Origin of the sequence: Phaeodactylibacter xiamenensis, from assembly GCF_000759025.1 — a bacterium.
GTDB lineage: Bacteria > Bacteroidota > Bacteroidia > Chitinophagales > Saprospiraceae > Phaeodactylibacter > Phaeodactylibacter xiamenensis.
Genome location: NZ_JPOS01000010.1, coordinates 216684 through 233072, shown reverse-complemented (window position 1 = coordinate 233072; position 16389 = coordinate 216684). Strand labels below are relative to the sequence as shown.

The following is a 16389-nucleotide window of genomic DNA, read 5'->3' as shown; positions in this document are numbered from 1 at the left end:
GCTTATGATTTTTTCTGCCCTATCTGCATTAGTTGGTTTTTGGCTGTGGCTGCAGCCTGCCGTTTCTGATTGCCCTATCGTGGAGGTGAAGCTGACCAAGCGTGCATTTTGCGAGGATCAAGAGACGCTCGACTGGACCGATGACCTATTCTATGGTGATATAGAAGTCACCTTTACTGAACATCCTGAGCAGGGCCTGCTCCGGGTCGAGGGAGCGTATTTGTTGAAAGCCGCAGAAGTTGAGGTGTCGGCTTTGGATGGCGGGGCCTATACTTTTAAAAAGGTGCCCATACAGGCTACGCCGCGCGAGACGTGGCTTTCGCTCACGGCGTCCTTTACAGCCCTTGATCAGTGCCGTTTCCGCAATCGCCGTGCCGGGCGCACCCGTGAGCAATGCTCGGTTTGCCCCGGCCCTCCGGGTACAACAGGCGGCCCGTATCCCAACTGCTGGCCATCGGAAGAGGCCGAGGCTTCCTGCGACCAATCCGTTAATTATGCTCCGGATCCGGATTACCCTGAGCTTACCCAGGTGCGCTACATGCAAACCATTGTGCATATTTTCCAGAAAGAGCACCCGGATAGCCTGGGGCAGTGGGTGCGCCACCCGGACGACCCTGGCAACTTCACAGCAGAACACATTGATATCATCCGCTCCTGGTTTGAGGATCCTGATGGACCCAACGGGGTGCTCAGTAACCTTTGTGATGACCCCACAGATGGCTCTCCGCATATGAAAGATGCCCGGATCCGGCTGCTCAATACCGGCACACCGGGAAAAGACGTCTTCTTCCACCCCGATAACAAAGGCTGGGGCATAGGCTTCTCCGGCTGTAAGCCCGGGGGGTATCAGTACTGGTATCAGGTGGATGACCGCTATTTGAAATCGCCAGACCCCTCACACCCGGATTATGATGCATTGATTGCTCCGGAAACCCAGGATGCCTTCCATGTTTTTATTACCGGTGGCAAATGGATGCCCGAGCCGCCCGGTGACCCCCGTATACCGGATGAGAACGACTGCTACTGGCCCTGTGGGGGCGGACTGACTTCCTCTATGGGCTGTCAGCGAGGGCAGGTACCCGACTATCCCGCCCAGGCTTTATTTGGGGTGTACAATATCTGGCAACATGGCATCACGCCGGGGCGGCAAACCTGCGAAGTGGATTATCCCGGTTCGGAAGCCGGCCTGGGGGAAGGGATGCTTGGGGAGATTTTTCATGTCCTTTCGGTAGATCACCTTAGCCCGCTACAGGCCCACAAGAAACATGCTGACGGAGGCGATGGCTGCGCGGATACCCCCTGGAAGTCCGATTACAACCGCCTGGGGTGCAATTTTCAGGAGCGTTGTGCCCTCACGGAGTGCCAAATTGGAAAGATGCACCACTTTTTTGCAGCATTGGAACCGGACTTTGAGCGCTTCCCGGATGGGAATGGCGGGTTTACCATTGATCCGGTGCCCTGCCGCCCGACAGCAGAAGATATGGTGATTCCCCAGGGTGCGGACATCGTGTGGGAAGCTCCGCAGGCGTTGCGTTCCGGCCTGGTCATTTCCGCTGATGCCCGCCTGACGGTGCAGTGTCAGTTAAGCCTGCCGGCCGGGGCTTCAATTACGGTAGAAAATGGTGGAGAGCTCATTTTAGAAAGCGGCAAACTGCATACGGACTGCCCGGAGGGCCGCATAGAGGCGCTACAGGTTGCCGGCCGGGTGGTGCTTAAGCCTGGGAGTGTAATTGAAAGTATCAGGCAGGTAAAAATCGAAAGCACAGGTTCAATGGAGGCATCTAATACCACTTTCGTAAACTGTGGCTTGCCGGAAGGGATGTTCTGTGGCCAGAACGGGAATACCTGTGAGTGATTGCGGCTCTTGCCCTGCCTACAGACCATCAGCACACGTACAGCGCACCGGGTGAATGCCCCGGCAATGGCTTGGCTTGGCCTCCTCGCCGGGCGCTCTCCCTTCGCCCGGCGTGCTGACTATGGTCAAACGAAAAGTGGTCAAACGAAAAGCGCACCGGGTGAATGCCCCGGCAATGGCTTGGCTTGGCTTCCTCGCCGGGCGCTCTCCCTTCGCCCGGCGTGCTGACTATGGTCAAACGAAAAGCGCACCGGGTGAATGCCCCGGCAATGGCTTGGATTAGCTTCCTCGCCGGGCGCTCTCCCTTCGCCCGGCGTGCTGACTACGGCAAAACGAAAAGCGCACCGGGTGAATGCCCCGGCAGTGGCTTGGCTTGGCTTCCTCGCCGGGCGCTCTCCCTTCGCCCGGCGTGCTGACTATGGTCAAACGTACAGCGCACCGGGTGAATGCCCCGGCAATGGCTTGGCTTGGCTTCCTCGCCGGGCGCTCTCCCTTCGCCCGGCGTGCTGACTACGGCAAAACGAAAAGCACACCGGGTGAATGCCCCGGCAGTGGCTTGGATTAGTGCACCCGGTGAGCCTGCCCTGAAGCCCTTTACCCTTTAGCTCCGCAACTCCTGGCACTGCGGGCAGTAATAAGTCGAGCGCCCCGCCACTTTGTCGCGTTGCAGTTCCGTGCCATCTTTGGGGCAGGTGCCGCCTTTATCGCGGTGGTTCCATAGCCACTCTTCGGGGTAATCCGGGTAGACGGCATCGAGGGCGACGGCTTTCTGGAGGATGGCCTGCATATTTTGGAACATCGCCCGCTGCTCTTCTTCACTCAGTAAGCCTATAACGGAAGCCGGGTGGATGCCCTGCTGCCAGCACACCTCATCCACGTAGAGGTTGCCCATGCCAGCCAGGTACTTTTGGTTGAGCAGGAAGCCTTTGATGGTGCCCTTGCGGCCTTTAGCCATTTCTAAAAAGTCGGCTTCTTTGAGGACAAGGGCATCTTCTCCCAGGTTCTTTTTGGCAATAAAGGCGTCGAGGTCCTCCACATAATGAATGCGCGCCAGTTTGCGGGGACAGTCGAAGCCGAGGCGGCCACCCTCTTCAAAATCGAAGGCAAATCGCTCGTATTTGGGCTGGTCGGCGGGGTCATCGTAATAACGGAAGCGGCCGCTCATCCCAAAGTGGAAGAGGACATGGTCGCCATTGTCCATTTCTGCGAAAAAGTACTTGCCCCGGCGGTAGGACCCGGTGAAGGTGCGGCCCGTCAGCTTTTCGGCGAAAGCCGGCCCACTGATCTCCTTGAGGATGTAGCTCGTATCAATCAGGTCGACCGCCTCAATTTTCTGGTGGAGAGCCACCTGGTCGAAGTGGTTTTTCTTGGCGTTGACTTCTGGTAATTCCGGCATGTTTTTATGGCTTTGAAAATTCGGAACTCCAAAAAGCGGGCAATTGTTGCGATTTTGTACCTTCACAGGCAGAAGTGTAGCTCAGACCACTCTATGAAAGCGATTATTGACCGGTACCGGGACTCCATTATTCAGATTGCCACGCCGTACAGCACGGGCACGGGCTTCCTGCTGCCTGATAAGCAGCTGGTGGTGACCAATAACCACATCGTGCAGGACAATCGCGAGGTGGTGGTCCGGGGCGACCGCCTCCCCAAGCAACTGGCTACGGTGGTCTACGCCGACCCCAGGTATGATCTGGCTTTTTTGCGTATGCAGGACCCCTTTGAGGTGGCGCCCGAATCGGTGACCCTGGGCAATGATGAGGAGCTGACGGAGGGGGATGTTGTCGTGTCCATCGGGCACCCCTTTGGGCTGGAGTTTTCGATCACGCAGGGTATCATTTCCAATGCCAACCGGGAGGTGGAAAATGTGCGTTACCTGCAGCACGATGCGGCCCTCAACCCCGGGAATAGCGGTGGCCCGCTGATTGACCGGCAGGGGACCATTGTCGGGATCAATACGCTAGGCGTGGAACAGGGGGACAACATCGGATTTTCCCTGCCGGTCCGCTACCTGAAGCAGGCGCTGTTGGATTATCAGGCAGCCCTGCCGGGTGTGAAAGCGCGTTGTGAAGCCTGTGATAACGTGGTGGCAGAACAGGAAGTGGAAAACGATCAGTATTGCCCGCACTGTGGGGCGAAGGTATACCTGCCATCGTTTGCGGAAGTGTACGAGCCTGTGGGCGTGGCCGAAAGCATTGAGGAGTTACTGGTGGAAATCGGGCAGGACGTCCGTCTGTCCCGCCGTGGGCCTAACAACTGGGAAATCATTGAGGGCAGCGCCCGGATCAATATCACCTATCACGAAGATACAGGGCTCATTATGGGCGACGCTTATTTGTGTGCCCTGCCAAAGACGGATATCAAGCCCATCTATGAGTTTCTGCTGCGCGAAAATTACGAAACCGAGGGCCTGTCCTTTAGCATCAAAGACCAGGATGTGGTGCTCTCGCTGCTGATTTTCGACCGCTACCTCAACCTGAGCACCGGTATGAAATTGTTCCGCCACCTCTTTGAGCGGGCCGACTATTACGATAACGTGCTGGTCGAGAAATACGGAGCCATATGGCGGAAAGAGGAAGAAAATTAGGCCCTGACCAAACGGAAAGGCCATTAATCAACGTTAGGGTTATTGTTGGCTGTTTTCTGACCGGACTTTGACGTTAGCAGTCATTTAACAGAAAAAATGTTCAACCTTTGCTTAACATTCGCTATTATTGTGATTCATTAGCAAATACATCTACGCGGTTGTCCCAAAAGCGCCGCTTTAACAGCCCTACTCCAGCTTCTGGAATTAAGGAACCGAAAACACCAGTTTAAACAAAGCGATCACAAAGATCTACGATTCAATCACTTTGACTCATTGAAGCAATTTTACAAATAACCGCCTGTATGAAAAATTTCAAGTCGATTCTCGTCACTTGTATGCTGGCCCTGGGCGCACTTTCCATTAGCGCACAGGATATCCACTTCTCACAGTTCTACCTCTCGCCGCTCAATCTGAACCCGGCTATGACTGGTGTGATGAACTGTAATATCCGAATGGTTGCCAACTACCGCAATCAGTGGGCAAGTGTCCTGAGGTCCAATGCTTACAATACGTATTCCTTTTCTTACGATCAGCGTATCCCCGTGGGCCGCTACGATTACTTCGGTATCGGTGGTACTTTCTGGGGCGATGAAGCGGGCGAAGCTAACTTTTCTACCCTGACGGGTAAGCTTTCTGCCTCCTACAGCAAGCGCATGGGCGGTTACCGCAAACAGGCCAACTACCTTGTGGTAGGGGCTGAAGCGGGGGTAGCTCAGCGCAGTATCGACTTCCTTCAGCTACGCTGGGGGCTGCAACACGATGGTTTCGGTGGTTTTGATGGCACTGCTCCGTCCGGAGAAGAGCTGGTCTTTGACCGGGACAACTTCATCTTTGCGGACCTGGCTGCCGGTCTGCTGTGGTTCAGCGTTTTTGACGAGAACAACAGCCTTTATTTTGGCGGTGCCTTCCACCACCTCAACCGTTCCAATCAGTCGTTCAACTCTGATGACGAGGACCTGCTCTACAGCCGCTTTACTTTCCACGCTGGTGGTGAGTTTATGATGGGTCGCCGGTTTGGCCTGGTGCCAGGCGTGATTGTAATGAGTCAGGGGCCTTCTTTCCAGGTGAATGCGGGTACAAGCTTTAAATTCCTGTTAGGCAATGGCAGTTCCAATCAGTCTTTCCAGTTCGGATTGTGGACGCGCGTTTCCAATAAAATCGAGAGCGGTGTGCTGAACGACGCAGCTATTCTTTCCACCCGTTTCGATTACGAAAACTTCAGCCTCGGCTTCAGCTATGATATTAATGTATCACCCCTGCGGGAGGCGAGTAACGCCAACGGCGGCTTCGAGTTCGCCCTGGCGTATAAAATCTGCGGTATCGAACGCCGTGGGGTATACTGTCCGAACTTCTAACCGGACAGTTGCCTGACTCTTGCATGCCAGTAAAATCGCCCCGTGCTACCTAAGCCTGGGGCGATTTTATTTGTAAAGCTTTGCAAAACCCGGTCATCGGCGTTATCTTCGTTGTTGACCTACGATAATAAACCCTTCATCTGCCCCCGGTTTTATCCCATTAACTAATTATATCACGCTTTAAACAGCAGGACTATGTTCGGAGGTAATAACAAGAAAGAAAACACCAATACGAAAAGCAATAGTGCATCAACCGTTTCAAGCGGGCTCAACAGCCTGGTCAAAGGTACGGTTGTGGAAGGTACCGTAAAGTCAGAAAGTGACATCCGCATTGATGGCACGATCAAAGGCAAGCTGGTCTGTGACGCCAAGGTTATCATTGGGCCTACAGGCTATGTTGAAGGCGAAATCCGCTGTCAGAATGCGGTAGTGGAAGGTAAATTTGAAGGTACCCTCGAAGTGAGTGAGCTCCTGAATGTCCGTGAATCTGCGGTAGTCAGTGGTGAAGTATCTACAGAGAAGCTAATTGTGCAGTCTGGCGCAACCTTTAATGTCACGTGCTCTATGGGAGCAGGTACCGCCCGCAGAAACGGCTCCGGCGTTAGACCTGATGGCAAAACTGCAGACCGTAAATCCTCCAGCAACGTAAAAGAAAACAAGGCAGCAGGTGCCCAATCCTAAAAAAGACCAGGACCGTGAAGATGCCCCCCGTAAACAGGTGGATGCCTACCTCAAGTACTCTGGAATGGCCATCCAAATGGGCGTTATCATCCTGATAGGGACGTTCGCCGGGCAGAAACTTGATGCCCGGTTGCAAACCGAACGTCCCTATCTGACGGTCCTTTTGGCTTTACTCTCTATCTTTGCAGCGCTTTACCTTACCCTTAAGGACATTCTTTTCCAAAACAACAAAGATCAGTGACTGCAAAAGCGTTTTATCTCCAACTGGCACTCGTTACCCTCATCGCTGCCGCTACAGCCTTCGGTATCAATACCTTCCCTCAGTTTGCCGATGTACAGCCGATTGCCTGGATTAGCCTGGGTATCTTCGTACTGCTGAGTGTGGTGATGTACTACGCCGGCCGCAAAGCCGCCTTTAGTGATAATAAGCACGACTTCACAAATGTGTCTCTGGGCGTCACTATCGGTAAAATATTTATCGCGATCCTGTTCATTTTGGGGTACAATCAACTTATGCAGCCGGATTCCCGCTTTTTTATCATCCCTTTCTTCCTGATGTACCTGATATACACTATATTCGAGACTTATATTATGATGAAATTAGGCCGATTGAACACACCAACAGACCAAAAAGAATAACTATAGTTCTCCAAGGCAGGATTTGTGCAAAGTTGACGCAGGTATTTTTTTCGCTCGCAAGGCGAAAAACGCAGTCATAGCCTCAGCTACGGCGAGGCTTTTCAACGCAGCGAGCGGAAAAAAGAGCAAGTCAAAATGCATTAATCTCGCCTTGGAGAACTATAAAACCAACAAACAAGAAATATGGTCAACGGCAAAACCTTCCGCGCCACCGTCAATGAAAAACACACCTTTGACGAAATCAAGGGTGAACTGGATATTATTCCTACCGCAGACGGCAACTTCCACATTATTCAGGACAATCTGTCTTACAATGCTGAAGTGCTGGGCACGAACTACAACGAAAAAGTTTTCGAACTGAAGATCAACGGCGTCATCTACGAAGTTAAGCTCGAAGATGAGTACGATCAGCTGGTGAAGCGGCTGGGGTTGTCCGTGGTCACGCATCAGGTCGTGAAAGACATTAACGCACCTATGCCCGGACTGGTCCTGGAAGTAAGTATAGAGGCAGGGCAGGAAGTGGAAGAAGGCACGCCGCTGCTGATACTGGAAGCAATGAAGATGGAGAACGTCATCAAGGCTCCGGGCACAGGCGTGGTCAAAAAAGTCAATGTCTCTAAAGGCGAAGCAGTGGAGAAAAACCACCTGCTGATCGAAATGGAGTAAGTATTTGAGGCTAACCCACAAGCTTCTGTAGTCTTACCGAGCAAATAGCGGCTATTATGCGTTTATATTCTGAGCCTTCTTTTCTAGCTCAAAAAACGTTGTATGCCGGTATCCCGAAGCACACGCACTGTACTACACTACTTCCTGGTCTTCCTGGGGAGTAGTGTGGTATTGTTCCTGCTCTTCACGGGGCTGGTGTACTACCTCGCTGTATCGGATCAGGAGCGGGTGCCGCGCATTATTCAGCAGGTGTCTGAACAGGAACTGGGCGTTCAGACCAACTTTGATCACTATCAGTTCCGGTACTTCGATCACTTCCCATTTCTCTCTTTATCTCTCTACAACCTTACCCTGCGGGACACCGCTTTCGATCAGCACCACCGGGAGCTGCTCCGGATCCGGGAACTTGACCTCGTTTTCCGCCCCTGGTCCCTGTTGCAGCAACAAGTGGAAGTCCGCTCCGTTAGCGTAGACAGTGCCCGCATTCAGCTGTACAAGGATACTTCCGGGTATACCAACCTGGACTTTCTTAAGCAAAAATCCCCGTCCGGCCCTCTGCTGGACAGTGCGCAAATGAGGACTTCTCAGCAGCTGAACGACCTGAGCCTGAATGGCGTGTTTTTCAGCTACGAAGACGACAGCCTGCACAAGCAGCATCGCTTTGTGCTGGAAGAAAGTACCCTGGATTTTGAACAGCAAGACACGCTGCTGCTCGCGCATTTGCAAGGCAGGGCTTTTGCTCATGGGCTTACCTTTAAGCCCCGCAACGGGCCATTTTTAGAAAATCAAGCGGTTGATCTTGACCTAAAAGTGGGAGTTCCCCTTGTCAGTCGCCGTTTACACCTGATGGAAGCCTCCCGAGTGTCAGTTTTGGATAATGACCTACAGGTGCAGGGCTATCTTGAGCCTGGAAAGCCGGGTTTGCTGCACCTCGAAATCCGAACGCCCGGCATTAGCCTGGCTGATGGGCAGCAAATTGTCGCCCAAAATATACGGAAGGCGACAGAGCGGTTTGACGTTCAGGGCGAACTGCCGGTGGAAGTTATTGTTCACGGGCCTACCATTCCGGGGCAGCCCACGCCTCTGGAGGTCCGCATTGATGCCCACGACCTGACGCTTTCAGCTGCCAATATGGACTTTACGGAAGTGCAGCTGCGCGCTCATTTTCAGAATGACTGTGATACGGCCCGCCTCATCACACCCCAAACCGGTTGCCTGAGGGTGGAAGTTGATTCTGCGCTCTTGTTCGGTCAACTCCCGGTGCAGTTCTCTTATTTCAACCACAACCTGCAGTCACCCGAAATCATCCTAAACGGTAGTTTGAGCACACCATTAAAGCGCCTCAAGCCCTACTTATCAGACCCTGGCTGGGACATCAAAGCCGGGCATCTGGAGCTGGGCTTTGAGCTGGAAGGCAATGCCACTGCCCTGATGGACTCCACTGTGGCGAACCCACAGGTACAGCTAAGGGGGTATGGGGAATTGCGGAAAGCTACTTTCTGGCATCGGTCGCTCAATACACCAGTTGAGGATCTGTATACCAGCTTCCGGTTTGATTCCCGGGATTTGGACTTAAGGGGTGGCACGCTGGTATTTGACGATCAGCAAGTGGCCTTTTCGGGCCGTGTACACGATTTGCTCCGACTGGCTTTTCAGAAGCCCGCCCGTTTATGGGCGGATATGCAGTTACAGCTGCCAACAATCCATTTGGAGCAATGGATAGGCGAGTGGCCGGCTTCCGGGAGTACGCAACCGGCAACTCAGGCACCCCCCGGGCAACGCCTGGGGCAGACCATTCAGGAGCTTGCCTCCCGTCTGCAGGGCAGGGTAGCGGTACAGGCGCAGGCGCTCCACTACCGGCAGCTTCGGGCCACAGATATCGCCTTTGAGGCTACTTTGCGCCGATGGTGTGCCGGTGGGCAAGCCTGTGTCGAGATAGACCGCCTTCAGCTAACCGCCTTCGGTGCCGTGCCGCTTAGGGGTAATGCTCATCTTTCCAACCTGAGTGACCCGCGGCTCCGCTTTCAGCTTCAGGCCGATGCGCCTCTGAGTGACCTGCAGCCGCTCATGCCCCAAAAGTTGCTGTCGCTTAAAGCGGGCCATTATCAGCTGCAACTGTCGTACGAAGGCAGCCTGCGCAGTTACGGCAGCCTCAATCAGGCCGTACTGCAAGCTGGCCTTAACGGGCGGGTTCAGCTTCAGGATGCCGCCTTTGACTATTTGCCACAAGGCTATAAATTCGGGGGCGTTAACGCTGCGGTTCACTTTGATGCGTCTCACGTTTACTTGGACTCCCTGCAGGTAAATGTCAATGGCAACCGGGGGCAGGTCCGTGGTCGGATCGATGATGTACTGCCTTTTGTTTTTGGTCAAAACACCCCCCGCCTGCGCGCCAAACTTGAGGTAGACAGCCGGGGGATAGACCTCAATGCTTTTAATTTTATCAGGCAAAACCCGGAAGTGCAGGAGGAAGGCAACACCGTTGGGCGTACCATTGCGCGCGCGCTGCAACGCATAGAAGGAGCGCTGCAGGTCCGGACAGACACTTTGCAGTATCAGTCCCTGCGGCTGTCAAAAGTATATTTTGAAAGCCGTTTTATCGGGGCTTGTGAAGAAGGGGGCAGCTGTGTGGTGCTGGATACAGTACAGGCTGAGCTTTTTGGGAATACGCCTATGCATGCCCGTGCCCGGCTGACCCAATTGCACGACCCCTTCCTTGAGGCTCAGGCAGCGGTGGATATGCCACTTGAAGAGCTGGACCGCATGTTCTCCTCTGCTCAGCTCCGTTTCCGGGGCGGGCGGGCGAGCGTACAGTTTGACTACGCCGGGCAGCCCCACCGGCATGTGGATGTGCAGGAGGCGCTGCTGAAGGCGGACCTCAAAGGGTATGGGCAGATTACCAACGGGCAATTTACCTTCGTGCCCCGGGGCTACGACTTCAAAGCGGTAGACACCCGGTTTTCCTTTGATGGGGCTGATCTGCACCTGGAAGAGGTGGGCCTGCTGCTCAATCAGAACAAAATCAGCGGGCACGGTACCATCTGCAACTTCCTGCCTTTCCTTTTCCTGCCCGACCGTACGCTGAAGGCCAGCTTTGAGGTGCAGAGCCCCCGCTTCAACCTGGACCGGTTCAAAGCACCGGAAAAATTCCAGGTCCAGCAGGCAGAACAAGCCGAGTCGCCAACCGTTATCACCCGGCTGGTCAATGCCGGGCTGGAAAATATTGAGGCCGATTTCCGTATGCAATTTGATACCGTCAATTACCGGGTCTTTGTTGCCCGGGCCGTTGGCGGGCGGGTGGAGATGGGCAAGGGCAGGGTTGCCTTCGATGATGCTGTCATGGATTTGGCAGACGGCACCTTTCGGCTTTCCGGTGAGGTGACCGGTATGGAAGAGAATGCACCGGTGCTCAACCTGCAGGCCGACCTTCAAAACACCGATGTGCGCAAAGCCTTCCGTGCTTTTGACAACTTCGGGCAGTCGGCGCTACGGCATCAGAACCTTGAGGGAAAGCTTACCGCCGGCATCAAATTTCAGGCCCGTGCCAATGCTAATTACGAATTGGATACCAACAGCCTGCGGGGGCACTTCGACCTTTACCTCACCGATGGCGCCCTTTTGGAGCTGCCCGCTTTGGATTCGGTACGCAACCTGCTCTTTGCCCGCCGTGACCTCAGCCACATCGACTTTGCTACCCTGGAGAACCGCTTTCAGCTCAATGGGCAGCTGCTGGGCATTGAGCGTATGGAAGTCCGCTCCTCTGTACTGACTTTCGCCGTTTCGGGCCAGTACGACCTAAGCGATCAACGACGCACAGATATGCTTCTGGAAATCCCCATGGCGAACCTGTTCCGCCGCGACCTCAACCGTGCCGCTTTGGAGCAAATTGAAGAAGGGCTCAGTGGTCCCAACATTCTTCTTCGCCTGATCCCGGATGACCGGGGTGCCGGCTTGCGGGTAAAGTGGGTGTTGTCGAGAGAGTGAATGCTTCCGCCCGGCGCACTTTCCGTCCGACGTAGTTTTACACGTAGTCGGTCCCTTCGCCGGGCGCTCTTAGAGTCGGTCCTTTCGCCCGGCGCCCTGCTCCCGGGCCCAAGTACACCGTTCAAATGCCCCGCTGCAGCTGGTGTAGAGCTTAAGCCTGGTACTTCCCAAGAGCTCTGCCCCAGCTTCTTCCATGGAAACCTGCCGGAGAGCGGGAAGCTCCCCGACAGGAGTCTTTGGCTGCTCGCATAGCGTGTGTACCCTTGACCAGGCACAGCACACCGGGTGAATGCCCTGGCAATGGCTTGGCTTACTGCACCCGGTGAGAAAAAAGTAAAAAAACCTCCGTTTTTTGAGTACAACTCTCCGCCCTCCTGCCTTATTTTACAAACTGAAAGACTGTCATGAAGCGAATCCCTGCAATTATCGTATTTTTATCGGTGCTGGCCGGCTGCCAAAAAGCGGAGGAGGCAACGCCTGCAATCACTGTGGATGCGGCCTTTCAGCCTTACTTTGAACGCTTTGAAGCCGAAGGAGCGCTGCGGGGGCTGCATATTCAGCTGGCTGCCGAGCAGATTGGTGCCGTTTTTTCGGATGAACTGGCTGCCGGGCAGGTGGGTTTATGTACCCAGTACACTTCGGGCATCAGCATCATTGAAATCAGGGCTACGACCTGGTCGGCTGCCGATGACCTGGAGCGGGAACACCTGATCTTCCACGAGCTGGGGCATTGTTATCTGGGCCGGTCGCACGATGATACGAAGGATGCAGCGGGTTTTTGCCTCAGCATCATGCAGAGTGGGGATGGCAGCTGCCGGTACAACTACCGGAACGCCACCCGGGCTGCTTATCTGGACGAACTGTTCGGACAAAACTAAAAAACATGAAAGCACAATACGTCAATTACGATGCAGTGGCCCTGGCCCAGGAGACGGACTTTATCCACTGGGTGCGCCGGGGCGACCATGATGCCGATTGGTCGGAATGGCTTGAAGAGCACCCGGAAGCGAAGCCGGAAGTCGAAAAGGCCCGGGACCTGGTGCTTGCTATGGAATTTGACACGCAGGAGCCCACGCAGGCGCAGGTGGATAAGTTATGGTCCACAATTGATCGCGCCACCCGGGACGAAGCTAAGGTGGTGCCCCTCTGGCAGCGTAGGCGGATGAGTATACTGGCGGCAGTCGTGGCTACGCTGTTGATACTGGCAGGCTGGTGGGCCTTGCCCGAGCCTCCGGAAATACGACTTGTGACCACTACTGCTGACCAGGACATCTACGAACTGCCCGATGGTTCAACGGTGACGCTCAACGCACAGTCCTCCATCTCCTACGAGCCTCAGGAGTGGCTGCGTGCCCGGCATGTCGAATTGAATGGCGAAGGCTTTTTTGATGTAAAGAAAGGTACGCCCTTTATTGTGAAAACACCCTACGGTACGGTCCGTGTGTTGGGTACAAGCTTTAACGTGGAGGCCAGGAAGGGGCGTTTTGCAGCAGCTTGTTACACCGGCTCCGTATATGTTTCCGCTGGCAGCCGATCACAAATGCTTGCGCCTGGCGAAAGAATAGTCGCGATGGGCAATGTGCTGAATACAGATACTTTTGACAAGGACAAGGAAGCCGCCTGGCGCGAGGGCATGCACTACTTTGAGGCCACCAACCTCCAAATGGTATTTGAGGAACTGGAGCGGCAGTTTGAAGTCAAGGTAAAGCTGCCAAAAGACCTGGCCGACCGGGAATACACTGGTTTCTTTGAAAGCGGCGACCTGAATGCTGCACTCGAGGCCATCTGCTGGCCGATGGGCCTGGCCTTTGAGTTGAAAGCCGGGAAGGTCATTATTTCGGATAACTCGTAAATGATTGTATGCAGAAACGGCTTTGGCTGTGTCTATTGTGGCTATCCCTGCTCCCGGCCGCGCTCATCGCGCAGCAACGGGTAACGGAGGACTTCCGGGACCAGCCACTGTCGGAAGTTTTTCAGGTTTTTGAACAGAAGTATGGTCTCTCTATCGCCTACGATGCCGCAGCGGTAGCACCACATACCCTTAGCCTGCAGCTGGAAGGAGAGCCCGTGGTGCAGGCGCTTTACCGCGTGCTTGAGGCCTCGGGTATGGAATACCGCACGCTGGCAGCAGACAAGATCTTAGTAAGGCCCAAAGCGCCTAATCCATCTGAGCCTGTGGAGTCCAATCTGCTCTCAGGTGTCATCCGCGATGCAGCTACGCAGGATCCATTGCCTTTCGCCAGCATCCACTGGGTGGGGCAGGGGATAGGGGATTGTTCGGATACTCAGGGCGCCTTCCGGTTGTCTCTTCCGGAGGTCGATACTCCGATTGTGCTGGAGGTACGCTATATCGGCTACGAAAGCAAGCGCGTCACCTATACTTCGGGGCAGCCGCTGCCCGATCTTTTCTTAAAACCAGCCCAGGTACGCATTCCGGAGATCGTGGTCGTGGAAATGCCCCCGGGCTTGTCTGCCAACGGGCGTGATCAGTTTTACACCATCCGGCCAGGGATGCAGCTTCCTGGGCTGGGCAGTCAACTGGACCCTTTCCGGCAATTGCAACTGCTGCCCGGAGTAGGCGCGCACAATGATTTTTCCTCCGGGCTGCAGGTCCGGGGCGGCATGCCCGATGAAAACCTCATCGTCTGGGATGGGATGATCCTTTACGACATCGACCACTTCTTCGGCATCTTCAGCAGTGTGGATGGGAATCTGCTGGAATCGGTGCGTTTGTACAAAAACAGTTTCCCGGCAGAATATGGCGGCCGAACTGCGAGCATTGTGGAAATGGCCAGCCCGGAAGGCCTTACGGAGCAGGTGACAGGCAGCGCCACCCTTTCCAACCTGATGCTGCAGGGCAATATAGCCGTGCCACTTGGCGACCGGATGAGCCTTACAGGCGGCGGGCGCATGACCCATAGCAACCTGGGCACTTCAAGCCTCTTTCAGGCCTTTAGCCAGCAGCTGGACCTGCCCGGCAGAGAGGATGAATCGCCCCTTTTAGACCGGCTGATCCGGGTGCAGCCTGCGTTTCAATTTCATGATGCGTTTGTGAAGTGGCGGTGGCAGGTGTCCGAAAAGACCACCCTGGAAGCCAACGCTTTCAGCAGCAGCGATACCTATGATTATGAGTACGGCTTTGATTTCCGGCAACGCTTACGCGAAGAGGTCATCCTCAGCCAAAGCCTCGTGGCCGAAAATTCTACCTGGCAAAATCAGGCATGGAGCGGCAGGCTGCAGCACGAATGGAATGATCAGTGGTGGTCTTTGCTGACCATTGGCGGTAGCCGGTACGAAGAGGCCGAGCGTACCACTACCAGTTTTCGGAGGGTGCTGGAGGATACGGTCCGTGCATTTGGCACCGATAATCTGCGGTACAATGACCTGACCGGGCTGCACCTCAACTGGAAAAACACCTGGCAACCCCAATCCGGGGCCACCTACAAGCTGGGCTACCGAATGGAGCATAACGCCACCACCCTGGATTTGGAAAACGACGATCTGCCCATTCGGTCCCGTGCTTCTTCCGGCACACAGTATGCGCTTTACGCTGGCGGTCAGTACGAATCGGGCCCCTGGGACTGGAGCTGGGCGAGCCATCTGACCTGGTACGACCGTACACAGCAACCCTATTTGTCTCCCCGCCTGCGCGCCCGCTACCGGTGGTCAGACCAATGGTCGGCCAATGCCTCCCTGAGCCGTTACCATCAGTTTCTGCGGCGCTACTACCATGAGAACCGCTTTGGGCGCAGCGTAGCCGTTTGGGAACTGGCGAATGAAGCCGCGGTGCCCGTTGCCCATGCCAATCAGGCTACCCTTGGGCTGCAATATGCGGGGGAGGTCCTAAGTTGGGAAGTCGGCGGGTTTTTCAAATACACCGAAGGCAGCCTGCAGCACGCTGCTCTGATCAGTGGGCTGGGCACTGCAGGCGACCCTGGCCCCCGCAACCGGGAATTCCAATTGTTTAGCGGAGACGGCCGGGACTACGGGGCAGAAGTACTCATTCGCAAGACCGGCGACCGGTACAGCAGCTGGCTGTCCTACACCCTGAGCCGCTCCCTGCAACGCTACCCCGCCGCCTTTCAAAACGAATGGTTCCCCACACAGGAAGACCGCCCCCATCAGTTGAGCTGGTACCATGAGTATCGGGTTAATGGCTGGGCATTGAGCGCTACCTATGTCCACGCCAGTGGAGCCCCCTTTCTGGACACCTCCCTGGACGGCTTCCGCAACGAGCGGGAGCAGGGTGCACCGGATTACTATCAGCGCATTGCTGCCTACCACCGGCTGGACCTCAGCGCCGCCTACACTATCCCTTTGAAGGGCAGCGAACTGACCTTCGGTGCCTCCGTCTACAACCTTGCCGATGCGCCCAACACCCTTTACCGGCAACAGTTTTACGGCATCGACCTGCCGGCACCTAACCTGCCCAACCGGACTGCCGTGCTGGGTAATGAGCTGCAGCTGCTGGGGCGGACGTGGAGTGTGTGGGGGCGGTGGGCGTGGTGAGCGTACGAAATTAAAGACATGCCGGAATTCATACCCCCTTTCTCCTTGTCAACATTGCACCTTTGCCATCATTTGCGTATCTTACCAAAAATCCGAACGCGCCTGTTCGCTCC

14 protein-coding genes are annotated in these 16389 nt (G+C 55.1%); 13 read left to right on the top strand and 1 reads right to left on the bottom strand.

Features of this window, described 5'->3' with window-relative positions; translation table 11 throughout:
• Nucleotides 1-4: 4 nt before the first annotated feature.
• The 3 genes from IX84_RS03350 to IX84_RS03340 all read left to right on the top strand — a co-directional run bounded on the left by IX84_RS03350 (nt 5) and on the right by IX84_RS03340 (nt 2420).
• Entirely contained in the window at nt 5-1855 is a 1851-nt protein-coding gene (locus IX84_RS03350; protein ID WP_044216521.1) for a hypothetical protein, read from the top strand.
• A 55-nt stretch (nt 1856-1910) separates the two neighbouring features.
• Complete coding sequence (locus IX84_RS03345; protein ID WP_044216519.1) at nt 1911-2138, top strand: hypothetical protein; 228 nt, start codon at nt 1911-1913, stop codon at nt 2136-2138.
• Nucleotides 2139-2207: 69 nt separating this feature from the next.
• A complete protein-coding gene (locus tag IX84_RS03340; RefSeq protein ID WP_044216517.1) occupies nt 2208-2420 on the top strand; it encodes a hypothetical protein in 213 nt (70 codons plus the stop codon).
• A gap of 36 nt (nt 2421-2456) precedes the next feature.
• On the opposite strand, the gene IX84_RS03335 is transcribed toward IX84_RS03340, so the two are convergent.
• Nucleotides 2457-3251 (bottom strand): Fpg/Nei family DNA glycosylase, encoded by a 795-nt coding sequence (locus IX84_RS03335; protein ID WP_044216516.1) that lies wholly within the window; start codon nt 3249-3251, stop codon nt 2457-2459.
• A 93-nt stretch (nt 3252-3344) separates the two neighbouring features.
• Between IX84_RS03335 and IX84_RS03330 the strand changes: the two genes are divergently transcribed.
• From IX84_RS03330 to IX84_RS03285, 10 genes are all read left to right on the top strand, one after another.
• Nucleotides 3345-4442, top strand: a complete 1098-nt coding sequence (locus tag IX84_RS03330; protein ID WP_044216514.1) for a trypsin-like peptidase domain-containing protein — start codon at nt 3345-3347, stop codon at nt 4440-4442.
• 302 nt (nt 4443-4744) lie between these two features.
• Entirely contained in the window at nt 4745-5797 is a 1053-nt protein-coding gene (locus tag IX84_RS03325) for a PorP/SprF family type IX secretion system membrane protein (protein ID WP_044216512.1), read from the top strand.
• A 195-nt stretch (nt 5798-5992) separates the two neighbouring features.
• On the top strand, nt 5993-6478 hold the full coding sequence (locus IX84_RS03320; RefSeq protein ID WP_044216511.1) for a bactofilin family protein: 486 nt from the start codon (nt 5993-5995) through the stop codon (nt 6476-6478).
• Nucleotides 6465-6719 (top strand): AtpZ/AtpI family protein, encoded by a 255-nt coding sequence (locus IX84_RS03315; RefSeq protein ID WP_044216510.1) that lies wholly within the window; start codon nt 6465-6467, stop codon nt 6717-6719. The genes IX84_RS03320 and IX84_RS03315 overlap by 14 nt, the downstream gene beginning before the upstream one ends.
• The gene (locus tag IX84_RS03310; protein WP_044216509.1) at nt 6716-7117 is read left to right on the top strand and encodes a hypothetical protein; all 402 of its coding nucleotides are present in this window, start codon (nt 6716-6718) and stop codon (nt 7115-7117) included. The genes IX84_RS03315 and IX84_RS03310 overlap by 4 nt, the downstream gene beginning before the upstream one ends.
• 183 nt (nt 7118-7300) lie before the next feature.
• Entirely contained in the window at nt 7301-7783 is a 483-nt protein-coding gene (locus IX84_RS03305; protein WP_044216508.1) for a biotin/lipoyl-containing protein, read from the top strand.
• Nucleotides 7784-7885: 102 nt separating this feature from the next.
• Nucleotides 7886-11767, top strand: coding sequence for an AsmA family protein (locus tag IX84_RS03300; protein ID WP_044216507.1), 3882 nt, complete (start codon nt 7886-7888; stop codon nt 11765-11767).
• A gap of 404 nt (nt 11768-12171) precedes the next feature.
• The gene (locus tag IX84_RS03295; RefSeq protein ID WP_044216505.1) at nt 12172-12645 is read left to right on the top strand and encodes a putative metallopeptidase; all 474 of its coding nucleotides are present in this window, start codon (nt 12172-12174) and stop codon (nt 12643-12645) included.
• 5 nt (nt 12646-12650) lie between these two features.
• Nucleotides 12651-13619 carry a FecR family protein gene (locus tag IX84_RS30635; protein ID WP_052515732.1) on the top strand — a complete coding sequence of 323 codons (969 nt, stop codon included), beginning with the start codon at nt 12651-12653 and terminating at the stop codon, nt 13617-13619.
• A gap of 8 nt (nt 13620-13627) precedes the next feature.
• Nucleotides 13628-16276 carry a TonB-dependent receptor gene (locus IX84_RS03285; RefSeq protein WP_081968588.1) on the top strand — a complete coding sequence of 883 codons (2649 nt, stop codon included), beginning with the start codon at nt 13628-13630 and terminating at the stop codon, nt 16274-16276.
• Nucleotides 16277-16389 lie beyond the last annotated feature (113 nt).

What these genes read in the sequence shown, in the direction of transcription:
- IX84_RS03320 (WP_044216511.1), top strand. Translation starts at nt 5,993, where the DNA reads ATGTTCGGAGGTAATAACAAGAAAGAAAACACCAATACGAAAAGCAAT.
- IX84_RS03345 (WP_044216519.1), top strand. Translation starts at nt 1,911, where the DNA reads ATGCCCCGGCAATGGCTTGGCTTGGCCTCCTCGCCGGGCGCTCTCCCT.
- IX84_RS03330 (WP_044216514.1), top strand. Translation starts at nt 3,345, where the DNA reads ATGAAAGCGATTATTGACCGGTACCGGGACTCCATTATTCAGATTGCC.
- IX84_RS03350 (WP_044216521.1), top strand. Translation starts at nt 5, where the DNA reads ATGATTTTTTCTGCCCTATCTGCATTAGTTGGTTTTTGGCTGTGGCTG.
- IX84_RS03335 (WP_044216516.1), bottom strand. Translation starts at nt 3,251, where the DNA reads ATGCCGGAATTACCAGAAGTCAACGCCAAGAAAAACCACTTCGACCAG.
- IX84_RS03325 (WP_044216512.1), top strand. Translation starts at nt 4,745, where the DNA reads ATGAAAAATTTCAAGTCGATTCTCGTCACTTGTATGCTGGCCCTGGGC.
- IX84_RS03285 (WP_081968588.1), top strand. Translation starts at nt 13,628, where the DNA reads ATGCAGAAACGGCTTTGGCTGTGTCTATTGTGGCTATCCCTGCTCCCG.
- IX84_RS03300 (WP_044216507.1), top strand. Translation starts at nt 7,886, where the DNA reads ATGCCGGTATCCCGAAGCACACGCACTGTACTACACTACTTCCTGGTC.
- IX84_RS03340 (WP_044216517.1), top strand. Translation starts at nt 2,208, where the DNA reads ATGCCCCGGCAGTGGCTTGGCTTGGCTTCCTCGCCGGGCGCTCTCCCT.
- IX84_RS03295 (WP_044216505.1), top strand. Translation starts at nt 12,172, where the DNA reads ATGAAGCGAATCCCTGCAATTATCGTATTTTTATCGGTGCTGGCCGGC.
- IX84_RS03305 (WP_044216508.1), top strand. Translation starts at nt 7,301, where the DNA reads ATGGTCAACGGCAAAACCTTCCGCGCCACCGTCAATGAAAAACACACC.
- IX84_RS30635 (WP_052515732.1), top strand. Translation starts at nt 12,651, where the DNA reads ATGAAAGCACAATACGTCAATTACGATGCAGTGGCCCTGGCCCAGGAG.